At 48.2% G+C, this 12,098-nt stretch carries 7 protein-coding genes and 1 tRNA gene; 6 read left to right on the forward strand and 2 right to left on the reverse strand.

The genetic code is table 11. The features are described from left to right. Positions 1–543 carry an inorganic diphosphatase gene (ppa, locus tag AOC06_RS02630; RefSeq protein WP_215352634.1) on the reverse strand — a complete coding sequence of 181 codons (543 nt, stop codon included), beginning with the start codon at positions 541–543 and terminating at the stop codon, positions 1–3. 164 nt (positions 544–707) lie between these two features. On the opposite strand from ppa, the gene AOC06_RS02635 reads away from it, so the two are divergent. Further along, on the forward strand, positions 708–2,765 hold the full coding sequence (locus AOC06_RS02635; RefSeq protein ID WP_215381013.1) for a sodium-translocating pyrophosphatase: 2,058 nt from the start codon (positions 708–710) through the stop codon (positions 2,763–2,765). Positions 2,766–2,851: 86 nt separating this feature from the next. On the opposite strand, the gene trxB is transcribed toward AOC06_RS02635, so the two are convergent. Then, positions 2,852–3,808 (reverse strand): thioredoxin-disulfide reductase, encoded by a 957-nt coding sequence (gene trxB, locus AOC06_RS02640; protein WP_215381015.1) that lies wholly within the window; start codon positions 3,806–3,808, stop codon positions 2,852–2,854. 39 nt (positions 3,809–3,847) lie between these two features. On the opposite strand from trxB, the gene AOC06_RS02645 reads away from it, so the two are divergent. The 5 genes from AOC06_RS02645 (at position 3,848) to AOC06_RS02665 (ending at position 12,049) form a co-directional block, all read left to right on the forward strand. Continuing rightward, positions 3,848–6,151, forward strand: coding sequence for a DNA translocase FtsK (locus AOC06_RS02645; protein WP_215381017.1), 2,304 nt, complete (start codon positions 3,848–3,850; stop codon positions 6,149–6,151). A gap of 9 nt (positions 6,152–6,160) precedes the next feature. Further along, on the forward strand, positions 6,161–6,829 hold the full coding sequence (lolA, locus tag AOC06_RS02650) for an outer membrane lipoprotein periplasmic chaperone LolA (protein WP_215381019.1): 669 nt from the start codon (positions 6,161–6,163) through the stop codon (positions 6,827–6,829). 59 nt (positions 6,830–6,888) lie between these two features. Next, positions 6,889–8,211 carry a serine--tRNA ligase gene (gene serS, locus AOC06_RS02655; RefSeq protein WP_215381021.1) on the forward strand — a complete coding sequence of 441 codons (1,323 nt, stop codon included), beginning with the start codon at positions 6,889–6,891 and terminating at the stop codon, positions 8,209–8,211. Between the two features lie 31 nt (positions 8,212–8,242). Further along, positions 8,243–8,332: transfer RNA gene (locus AOC06_RS02660), tRNA-Ser, on the forward strand. Between the two features lie 204 nt (positions 8,333–8,536). After that, positions 8,537–12,049 carry a beta strand repeat-containing protein gene (locus AOC06_RS02665; RefSeq protein ID WP_215381023.1) on the forward strand — a complete coding sequence of 1,171 codons (3,513 nt, stop codon included), beginning with the start codon at positions 8,537–8,539 and terminating at the stop codon, positions 12,047–12,049. The last annotated feature ends 49 nt before the right edge of the window (positions 12,050–12,098 follow it).

Here is a 12,098-nt window from a genome sequence, read left to right on the forward strand (position 1 = left end):
TTAGGCTGACTTGTTTTCCTTGTTATAGCGCTCAATACCTTCAAGAATTTCTTGATGAGCATCAGCAACGCCGCCCCAGCCTTGTACCTTGACCCATTTCCCTTTTTCTAGATCTTTGTAGTGCTCAAAGAAGTGTTGGATTTGGTTTAAGCGAAGTGGATTGATATCCTCAGGTTTTTGCCAATGGGTATAGATTGGCAAAATCTTATCTTCTGGAACAGCTAACAATTTGGCATCTTGACCAGCTTCATCTTCCATTTTCAGAAGACCAATGGCACGGCAGCTCACGACTACACCGGGAATCAGTGGGAAGGGAGTAATGACGAGAACGTCAACCGGATCTCCGTCACCTGCAATGGTTTTATTGATGTAACCATAGTTGCAGGGATAGTGCATTGCAGTACCCATGAAACGGTCTACGAAAATCGCGCCACTCTCTTTATCGACCTCATATTTAATTGGATCGGCATTCATCGGAATTTCAATAATGACGTTGAAGCTCTCAGGGATTTTCTTGCCAGGTTTGACCTTGTCTAAACTCATAAATACTCCAATTAAAGATTAGTAAATACCCTGATCTTATCAAACTAGCAAAGTCATAATTCTGTTAGATACTGATGCAGCTTATTGACTCTGATCAAAAGCCTTAAAAATCAGGTTCCGATAGGCGCAAGTAACAAAACAGATCAACTTTAGGGAGTTCAAGCATGAGTAATGTCACTTTAGGCTTGTATTTTGCCTTAGCGTGCGGTGTGATAGCCGTGATTTACGGTTTTGTGATGCGCGGCTGGATTTTGCGCCAAAGCACTGGTAATGCCAAGATGGTGGAGATTGCTGAAGCCATTCAACTTGGTGCAGCAGCCTATCTGGCGCGTCAATATAAAACCATTGCAATCGTCGGCATTATTCTCACGGCGCTGATTGTCTTTTTCCTTGATATTGCGACTGCCATCGGTTTTGTTGTTGGCGCAGTACTCTCAGGAGCCTGCGGATTTATTGGTATGAATGTTTCAGTCAAGGCCAATGTTCGTACTGCACAAGCAGCTACTATCGGTATGAATGAAGCGCTCAATGTTGCCTTCAAGGGCGGTGCTATTACCGGTATGTTGGTAGTGGGGCTCGGTTTACTTGGTGTCGGCCTCTTCTTTATGTTCCTCGTTTCCATCGGAGCAGGTAGAGATCTGAACGCCGTATTACATCCCCTCATTGGCCTAGCTTTTGGTTCTTCTTTAATTTCTATCTTCGCCCGTCTGGGTGGCGGTATCTTTACTAAAGGTGCAGACGTAGGTGCTGACTTGGTTGGTAAGGTTGAAGCGGGTATTCCGGAAGATGATCCACGCAATCCAGCGGTGATCGCTGATAACGTAGGCGATAACGTTGGTGACTGCGCTGGCATGGCGGCTGACTTATTTGAGACCTATGCAGTGACACTCATTGCAACCATGGTACTAGGCGCCTTGATGGTGACTGGTGCGCCAATTGCAGCGATTATTTATCCGCTGGTCTTAGGTGGAATCTCCATTTTGGCCTCAATCATCGGCTGCTCTTTTGTGAAAGCATCGCCTGGTATGAAGAATGTCATGCCTGCTTTGTACAAAGGTTTGATTATTGCTGGTGGTCTTTCTTTGATTGCTTTCTACTTTGCAACCAACTACATCATGCCGGATGACTCTTTGGGCATTCCTGGTAGCCAGTGGCGTTTGTTTGGCAGCACAGCAGTCGGCTTAGTCTTAACTGCAGCCTTGGTCTGGATTACTGAGTACTACACCGGCACCCAATACAAGCCCGTTCAGCATATTGCCGAAGCCTCTACTAAAGGTCATGGCACTAACATCATTGCTGGTCTCGGTATTTCCATGAAATCCACGGCCTACCCAGTGCTCTTTGTCTGTGCCGCAATTTTTGCTGCCTACTACCTGGCAGGTATTTACGGCATTGCTGTAGCAGCGACAGCGATGTTGTCAATGGCAGGTATCGTCGTTGCGCTTGATGCTTATGGCCCGATTACCGATAACGCCGGTGGTATTGCGGAGATGGCAGGCTTGCCACAATCGGTACGTGACATCACCGATCCATTGGATGCGGTTGGTAATACCACAAAAGCCGTGACCAAAGGCTATGCGATTGGATCTGCTGGCTTAGCTGCCTTAGTACTTTTTGCCGATTACACCCATGCCTTAGAAGCCATCGGTCAACAGGTCTCATTTGATCTCTCCAATCACATGGTGATTATTGGCCTCTTCATTGGCGGCATGATTCCGTACTTGTTCGGCGCCATGGCGATGGAAGCAGTAGGGCGTTGTGCTGGTGCGGTGGTTGAGGAGGTGCGTCGTCAGTTCCGAGATATTCCTGGAATCATGGAGGGCACATCCAAGCCTGAGTACGGCAAAGCGGTTGACATGCTGACCTCCGCCGCAATTAAAGAAATGATCGTGCCATCACTACTCCCAGTAGTTGCACCGATTTTGGTTGGTTTGATTCTCGGACCTGCTGCATTAGGCGGGCTCTTGATGGGTACGATTGTGACTGGCCTATTCGTCGCCATCTCAATGTGTACTGGGGGTGGTGCTTGGGATAACGCTAAGAAATATATCGAAGAGGGTCACTTTGGTGGCAAAGGTTCCGAGGCTCACAAAGCTGCAGTGACTGGCGACACAGTTGGTGATCCTTACAAAGACACTGCTGGTCCTGCGGTCAATCCATTAATCAAGATCATCAACATCGTGGCACTGCTCATCGTGCCTTTGTTGCCAATGGTGCGTTAATCTAATTTGCCTTGCTCACCACCGTGTGAGTAGCAAAAGAAAACGCCTAGCATTGCTAGGCGTTTCTCTTTATAGAAGCTGAGTGATTATTCAAGCGTCTCCAAATAGCGCTGTGCATCCAATGCAGCCATACAGCCTGTTCCTGCGCTGGTGATAGCTTGACGATAAATATGGTCTTGTACGTCACCTGCAGCAAATACGCCAGGAATATTGGTTGCAGTGGCATTACCAGTCAAGCCTGATTGAGTCTTGATGTAACCATTATTCATATCCAGCTGACCAACAAAGAGCTCGGTATTGGGTTTATGTCCAATGGCAATGAATGCGCCCATGACTGGTACGTCTTCAGTGCTGCCATCGGCTTTTTTGATTCTGACGCCTGTGACACCTTTGTCATCGCCGAGCACTTGCTCGAGAGTGGAGTTGAGTTTAAGTTCGACTTTCCCTTCAGCAACTTTCGCCATCAAGCGATCATTCAAAATCGGCTCAGCGCGGAATTTATCGCGACGATGGATCACGGTGACCTTCTTGGCAATGCCGGTGAGATAGAGCGCCTCTTCGACTGCAGTGTTGCCACCACCAACGACGCACACATCTTGATTGCGATAGAAAAAGCCATCACAAGTTGCGCAACCCGATACCCCTTTGCCCATAAATTCTTCTTCGCTGGGCAAGCCGAGATATTGGGCTGAGGCGCCGGTGCAAATAATCAGGGCATCACAGGTGTAAGTGCCAGAGTCGCCAACCAGGCGGATGGGCTTCTCAGACAGGACTGCTGTATGAATATGGTCAAAAATGATCTCGGTATTGAAGTGCTCAGCATGCTTCAAAAAGCGGTCCATGAGCTCTGGCCCCTGGACCCCATTGGGATCGGCTGGCCAGTTCTCGACATCGGTCGTGGTCATCAATTGACCCCCCTGGGCTAGACCAGTAATGAGGGTGGGCTTTAAATTGGCTCGGGCAGCATAAACCGCTGCGGTATAGCCTGCAGGGCCTGATCCGAGAATGAGAACTTTAGAGTGTTTTGGATTATTAGTAGTCATATTCAAATTATAGGTTTGCTTGTTTACAATCGGTAGAACATGGCAAGAACCGCATATCCAAAGCCTCAGAAATCCCTACCCCCAGATAATGTCGGGCCAGGCCGGATGCCCCGCCTCCTGATGGAGGTCCGCTGGTTCATTTCCCTGGGCTTGTGCCTGGGTTTATTGGCCATTTTGATCACCTATTCCAAGGCAGACCCCGCTTGGTCGCACGCCAGTTTTGAAACCCCCCGCAATCTGGGAGGCCGCTTTGGTGCCTATGTTGCCGATTTAATGCTCTATATCTTTGGTATCTCCGCCTTTTGGTGGGTGGTCCTATTTGGTCGGCGCGTCCTAAACGGCTGGAAAGAGCTCTGGAGTATTCCTCTGCTGCCAGATCCAAACGCTAAACCGGATTCGATTCTGATGCGCTGGTTGGGCTTTGGCATCACCTTGGTGAGCAGTATGGGTCTAGAGTCCATTCGTTTGCATTCATTGTCCTGGCAGTTGCCAAGACCCCCTGGCGGGATCTTAGGTGAGCTGATTGGTGATCCCTTACAAATGGCACTGGGCTTTACTGGCGCAACCCTAATTTTGTTGTTTGGACTCTTTGCAGGACTCTCTTTGTTCTTGCATTTCTCCTGGCTGGATGTCGCAGAAAAAGTCGGTCGCTTTGCCGAGCTCAGTTACCACCGGATTCGGGAGCGTCGCCAAACCCAGGAAGATCGTAAATTGGGTGAGGCTGCGGCCGAAGAACGCGAAGAATTCGTAGAAGAGTTTCGTGGTCGTGTGGTCGAAGCTGCACCAGTCCAGATTGTGCGAGCACCGGTTGAGATTCCAAAAAGCTCTCGGGTTGAGCGTGAGAAACAGCAACCACTCTTTGTGGATATCCCAGATTCAGAGTTGCCACCCTTGGCATTACTTGATCCTGTACCTGAGTCAAAAGAAACCATCTCTGCCGATGTACTGGAATTTACTTCCCGTTTGATCGAACGCAAGCTGGCAGAATTCAATGTCGAGGTGAAAGTCATTGCTGCTTACCCAGGCCCCGTTGTGACTCGTTACGAGATTGATCCTGCGGTAGGTGTGAAGGGTAGCCAGATCGTCAACCTCTCCCGTGACTTAGCCCGTTCACTCGGCGTAGTGAGTATGCGGGTTGTAGAAACTATTCCAGGTAAAACCTGTATGGCTCTGGAATTACCAAATCCAACGCGTCAATCGGTTTATCTGTCCGAGATTCTGACCTCGCAGATTTATAACGACAACCACTCTTTACTCACGTTGGCTCTCGGTAAAGACATCTCGGGCAGTCCGATGGTGGCTGACCTAGCCAAGATGCCGCACTGTTTGGTTGCTGGTACCACGGGTGCTGGTAAGTCAGTGGGTATCAACGCCATGATTCTGTCACTGCTCTTTAAGGCAAAGCCTGACGAAGTGCGCTTGATCATGATTGATCCCAAGATGCTGGAGATGGCGATGTACGACAAGATTCCGCATCTGCTGTGCCCAGTAGTCACTGATATGAAGCATGCTTACAACGCGCTCAATTGGGCAGTGGTTGAGATGGATCGTCGTTACAAACTGATGAGTAAGTTTGGTGTGCGTAATCTTGCTGGCTTTAACAAAAAGATTGCTGAAGCAGAGGAGAAAGGTGAAAAGCTCACCAATCCATTTAGCTTGACCCCAGAGGATCCAGAGCCAATTTACAAAGCACCCGTGATTGTGATTGTGATCGACGAGTTGGCGGACCTGATGATGGTCTCTGGTAAGAAGATTGAAGAACTGATTGCCCGTATTGCTCAAAAGGCGCGTGCGGCAGGCATTCACTTGGTATTGGCGACACAACGTCCTAGCGTCGATGTGATTACGGGCTTAATTAAAGCCAACGTACCAACGCGAATTTCCTATCAGGTGAGTAGCAAGATTGATAGTCGTACTATTTTGGATCAGCAGGGTGCTGAAGCCCTCTTGGGTATGGGCGATATGCTTTATATGGCTCCAGGCACCGGTTTGCCGATTCGGGTCCACGGCGCTTTTGTATCAGATGATGAGGTGCATCGGGTAGTGGAATGGCTCAAAGAGAAGGGTGAGCCTAACTATATTGAGGGCGTTCTCGAAGGCGCTGATGAATCCAATATGGATGTGCTTGGTGGTGGGGGTGGTGGAGAAGCCGATCCTCTGTACGACCAAGCCGTTGCCATCGTTCTAGAAAACAAACGTGCTTCGATTTCATTAGTACAACGCCATTTACGCATTGGGTACAACCGCGCCGCCCGCTTACTTGAGGATATGGAAAAAGCCGGCTTGGTATCAAAGATGAGCGGTAGCGGTAACCGCGAAATCCTCATGCGCGCTCCCGAGTAAAGAGATCCCTTGTTTAAATTACTCACTGCATTACTTCTTGCTACCGTTTTATCTTCCGCCAATGTCTATGCTGACAGCTCTGCTGCTGATCAATTGCGGCAATTTGTGCGCAACTCTAAAACCGCAGAAGGGGATTTTGTACAACAGCAGCTCCGCACTCCTCGTGGTGATGAACCCAAAGATAAAGGGTTAAAAGTAGTGCGCCAAACCCAAGGCCATTTTGTATTTCAGCGACCCGGGCGTTTTATTTGGGATACACAAAAACCGTATGAGCAAAAACTCATTGCTGATGGCAAGCAACTCATTTTGTGGGATAAAGATTTAAACCAAGTCACTTTTAGACCAAGCGGTCAGGCACTAGCAACGACTCCAGCAGCTATTCTGTTTGGCGAAACTTCCCTCGATCAACACTTTGATTTAATCGAAGGGCAAGAACGCCTCGGCATGAAATGGGTCGACCTGCAAGCCAAGAAGGATCCAAATGCTAAAGGTGATTTACCGTACACCAAGATCTCCATCGGAATGGTTGATGGCCTTCCAAAAGCCTTAGAGCTGACCGATGGCTTGGGTAGCGTGGTTTTGGTGACTCTAAGCCAGATTCAGCTCAACATCAATCTTGCCCCCAGTCGCTTTGTGTTTAAGCCACCCCAAGGCGCTGAGGTCTTACGCTTAAACTAGAGCCTGATAAGGCTATCAAGACCAATTAAGATAAATTCAGTATTTAAAGATTGTAAAAAATGATTGATCCCCAATTACTTCGTAAAGATATTGCTTCAGTAGAGGCGCGCTTACTGGCGCGTAAATTTAAGCTCGATGTTGAGAAATTCAACACCCTAGAAACAGAGCGTAAATCGTTACAAACCCGCACCGAAGAATTACAAGCCAAACGCAATCAATTGGCAAAAGCCATTGGTATGAAAAAAGGCAAGGGGGAAGATGCCAGTGCGGAGTTGGCGGAAGCAAGTCAAGTCAATACCGATATGGAGGCAGGCGCTAGCCGCTTAGCCATCCTACAAGTAGAAATTGCTGACTTCCTGATGGGCATTCCCAATCTGCCAGATGAGAGTGTTCCAGCCGGTAAAGATGAAACCGAGAACCAAGAAGTTAAACGCTGGGGACAAGAACCCATTTTTGATTTTGAGATTAAAGACCATGTGGATTTAGGTGCACCTTTAGGTTTGGACTTTGAAGTCGCAGCCAAAATCAGCGGCTCTCGCTTCGTAGTACTAAAAGGACCGATCGCTAGACTGCATCGTGCCTTAGCGCAGTTCATGCTGGATACCCACACGACTCAGCATGGCTACCAAGAAATCTATGTGCCCTACATGGTGAACGCCGCATCGATGCGTGGTACTGGTCAGTTGCCGAAGTTTGAAGAAGACCTCTTTAAAGTGCCTCGCAAAATGGGTGGCGCTCAATCAGCAGAGGGTGGTGAAGAAGAGCGTATTGAAAACTTCTACCTCATTCCGACAGCTGAGGTGCCAGTCACGAATTTAGTTAGAGATGAAATTGTCAATGCTGACCACTTACCAATGAAGTATGTTGCACATACTCCTTGCTTTAGATCTGAAGCAGGGAGTTATGGCCGAGATGTACGCGGCATGATTCGGCAACATCAGTTTGACAAAGTGGAATTGGTGCAAATTGCAAAGCCCCAAGACTCGATGCAAGCGCTCGAAGAGTTAACGGGTCATGCAGAGAAAATTCTGGAGTTGCTGGAATTGCCTTACCGCAAAGTTTTACTCTGTACTGGTGATATGGGATTCGGTAGTGCGAAGACTTACGATCTGGAAGTATGGGTACCTTCACAAAGTGCTTATCGAGAGATTAGTTCCTGCTCCAATATGGGTGACTTCCAGGCTAGACGGATGCAAGCCAGGTTTAAAGACGGACAGGCTAAACCGGAACTAGTTCACACGCTTAATGGCTCTGGTTTGGCAGTGGGCAGAGCGCTAGTGGCCCTGATCGAAAATCGTCAGCAGGTCGATGGCAGTATCTCGATACCCAAGGCATTGCAGCCTTATTTAGGCGGCCTAGAGCTGCTCAAGCCAATTTTCTAAACAACACCTCGCTATAATTGCCATTCGGTTCGGAGAGGTGGCAGAGTGGTCGAATGTACCTGACTCGAAATCAGGCGTAGGGTCAAACCTACCGAGGGTTCGAATCCCTCCCTCTCCGCCATACCCTTTCTGCCTCTAAATACTTCTATCTTTTAATAGCAGATATCCCCAAATCCGACTAAAATTGGCAAAAGAGCAGTATTTGCTTATTTATTCCATTTGGCTGTCATTCTCCAACAACAGCATTTGCTAGCGCTTTGTATAAAAGACGTACTGCACTAGACACATTTAGTTAGCTTATAAAAGTTTGTATTCAGAATTTATCGTGCTTAAGAAAGCTGCACGGCAATCGTGCCTCTTCATTATTTCCGTACTTGCCTTAGATGTCGCAATGGCAGGTGGGTCAAACATTGCCCCGAATACTCTGCCAACCGGTGGACAAGTTGCCGCAGGAAGCGCCACGATTTCTAGTACAAGTACTCCACAATCTGCCGTCATGAATGTCAACCAAACTTCACAACGCGCAGTGATTAATTGGAATTCTTTTAACGTGGGTTCTAATGCCACCGTTAACTTTAATCAACCCAATGCACAAGCAGTTATTCTCAATCGGGTGACCAGTGGTTCGGCCTCAGTGATTAATGGCGCCATCAATGCCAATGGCCAAGTCATCTTAGTGAACAGTAGTGGTGTGACATTTGGTAGAGGGGCGGAAGTCAATGCACCTGGCGTTGTTGCATCTACGCTCAATATGGCCGATAAAGAATTTATGGCCGGTAGCAATACCTTCATCGGCGATGGCACTGGCAAGATTATTAATAAAGGCACGATCACTTCCACTGCGGAGGGCGGTTATATTGCACTCTTAGCTCCTGAGGTGCGTAACCAGGGTTTCCTGATTGCCCAAAAAGATTCCACTATCGCTATTGGCGCCGGCAAGCAAATTACCCTGAACTTTCAGGGTCAAGCATTAATTTCACTGAAGGTCGATCAAGGCTTGTATAACGCCATGATTCAGAATAAGCATGCGATTGAGGCGCCCAGTGGTTTAGTCATTATGGCTGCGGGGGATGCCAATCAACTGATGGCTAGTGTAATTAATAACACTGGCACGATTTCTGCATCGAGTATTGTCAAAAATGGTGGTGTGATAGAAATCGTTGCCGCTGCGCTTAATCAAGCGGGCAGCATCTCCAGCAATGGCACGGGTGCTAATAGCACTGGTGGTCAAATCAATTTGGTTGGTAGCAACATCACTTTGGCAAGCGCTTCTACGACTAGCGCCACTGGGGTGAGTGGCGGCGGCCAAGTTAATATTGGTCTCGGTAATACTGCTGTGACAGGCGGCAGCCAAGTGAACGTTGCTAACCCTAGCGCTTTAAGTAATGCACAAGCCCAAGCGCTCTCAGCAAACAATGCCGCGCTAGCAAGTCAAAACAATACGATGGCTCAGACAGTCACCATTCAGAGTGGTGCGGTAGTGAATACCTCTGCAACGCAAGCGGGTAATGGCGGCATCATTTCTATTTGGTCGCAAGTCAAGACCTCCGTTGCAGGTATCTTGCAAGCCATGGGCGGCGCTTTATCTGGTAATGGTGGATTTATTGAAACCAGTTCAAGAGGCGCGGTAGATTTTTCAAGCACAGCGCAAATGAATACCACTGCACCCAATGGTAAGACTGGAACTTGGCTCCTAGATCCAACTGATATTTATATCAATACCTTAGGTGCAGGAACAATCAGCTCTGCTTTAGCAAACAACAATGTCGTTGTCGATGTCTCTAGCGCTACTGTCTGCGGACAAGGTTATGGTGCTTGCTCAGGAACCACCGGTAATCTCACTGTTGGCGCTGACATTATCAAAATGGGTCAAAACTTGACTACCTTGACGCTTACATCAACAGGAACCTTTAACCTCAATGCCAACATTACTGGCCAGAATTTAAACGTAGTTATTAATAGCTCGATTGCCTATCTCAATGCTGGCTATACTATTTCTGCAACGCAAGTTACCGTTCAAGCCCTGAGTTCGATTTACTCATCGGGTTCGATTCTGACCACTAGTCAATCGGGTTCATCACTCTTGAGTCTGATCTCTCTGATGGCTCAAGCAATTTATATTAACGGCACCTTATCAGCGACCAGCGTTAACTCATCTGGCGGCTCAATTACTTTAAGCGGTGACCAAATTACGATTAATACTGGTGGGGTGGTTTCTGCAGACGGTACTGCAACAGGTGGCGCAGTTGGAGCAATTTATATCACTAGTACTGGCTCGTTTATTGATCAGGGAGTTATCGAAACTAATGGTGTCAATACTGGGGGCGCAATTAATATCACGTCTGCGAGCGACAGTAGCTTTACAAATGCTTCTTTAAAGGCTAATGGTTCTAATGGTATGGGGGGCTCAATATCCGTTACATCCAGTAACGGTAGTATCACTATTCAAAATACGAGTTTACTGGCCATTGGCGCTAATGGATCAGGGGGTTCTGTCTTGCTAGATGCTTATGGCAATATCACCTCAAATACAGGCACAATCATGACTGATGGAGTAACTGTAGGCGGAAGTACTACCTTACATGCGCACACTGGAAATATTGGACTAACTAGCTCAGTATTTCAGTCCCAAAGTGCGAACAGCACTTCAGGAAGTATCGGTGGTCACATCAATTTGGTCACGAATAGCGGCTCCATTCTATTTTCCGGATCAGATCTTTTGGCGCATGGATACCTAACCCCTGGAACCATCGAAATCAATACCCTTTCATCAACTGGCGTATTAACAAATGCGGATTACTTTGGTATTGATGCTGCATCGATAGTTGATGCCACTCAATTTGTTGCTGGAAGGGCAAGTCAAGTGACTACAGTTTCATCTACGCTGAATACTGCTTATGCTCCCCCTCCGCCACCTCCACCTCTCATGGCCCTACCGAATCCGATGACCTTGAGCTTGAACTCATTAATGCCAATGGGGCCTCAGAGTCCACAGGGTCCCCAAGGGCCACAAGGGCAACAAGGGCCCCAGGGTTCTCAATCTGATCCAGCTGCCGGATCTTCAAATGGCTTGATGAATATGGCATTCGGACCGCCCGCTGGGACGAATGGGCCTAATGGCGCTCCTGGGCCGCTCGGTCCTAATCTGGGTTTTGCTCCACCCCCAGGAGCGCCAGGTGGCGATCCTAATGCGCTTGCTGGTGGTCCTTCTGGAACGAATGGTCCCAATGGAGTCAACAACCCCAGCGGTCCAAATTCTGGTTTAGCCCCGCTCCCAGGTTCAGCAGCGGTTGCTGCAAATGGTCAAGCTTTGAATGGACAGCCTGTTAATGGCCGCCCACCAGCACCAAACTCACAAGCCAACAACAGCTCATCAAGTGGTAATGCGCCTCCACCTCCGCCGCCTAGCGCAAGCAATGGCCAAAGCTCTAATAATCAGCAGGCCGCTCCAGCCAAGCCTCCTTATGCTGGTAAGTATGCTAACGGCCTTCCCAGTAGCACTCAGGCAAGCTCGACCAAGCCACCCCCTAGTCAGGCAAACTCTTATCAAGGTAAATACGCTGCCCGAGTCCAGACTGCAAGTAAAAACCCAACATTCCCAGTGAATGCCGCCAATGATCCCATTTATGGCGGGATGGGATCTAAGGGGCCTGCTTTAGCTGTAGTTGGCCTGCCTACCTCGGCCTCGGATGGCTTATCCGCGTCCTATGACAGCGTGCCATCTACAACAAATGCAGGGATCAATCATGTGGGTCAATCTCATCTTTCTAATGCCTACAAAGAAAGTCTAGAATCCACGAATCTGACAGCAACCATGAATATATTGATCGGACTCTAAGATACTGCTCTAATAGGACAAATTCCACATTAATGGTTCTTAAGAGAGC

Origin of the sequence: Polynucleobacter paludilacus, from assembly GCF_018687595.1 — a bacterium.
GTDB lineage: Bacteria > Pseudomonadota > Gammaproteobacteria > Burkholderiales > Burkholderiaceae > Polynucleobacter > Polynucleobacter paludilacus.

Excerpts from the sequence above, each read along its gene's own strand:
- ppa (WP_215352634.1), bottom strand. The coding sequence starts at position 543 with ATGAGTTTAGACAAGGTCAAACCTGGCAAGAAAATCCCTGAGAGCTTC.
- AOC06_RS02635 (WP_215381013.1), top strand. The coding sequence starts at position 708 with ATGAGTAATGTCACTTTAGGCTTGTATTTTGCCTTAGCGTGCGGTGTG.
- trxB (WP_215381015.1), bottom strand. The coding sequence starts at position 3,808 with ATGACTACTAATAATCCAAAACACTCTAAAGTTCTCATTCTCGGATCA.
- AOC06_RS02645 (WP_215381017.1), top strand. The coding sequence starts at position 3,848 with ATGGCAAGAACCGCATATCCAAAGCCTCAGAAATCCCTACCCCCAGAT.
- serS (WP_215381021.1), top strand. The coding sequence starts at position 6,889 with ATGATTGATCCCCAATTACTTCGTAAAGATATTGCTTCAGTAGAGGCG.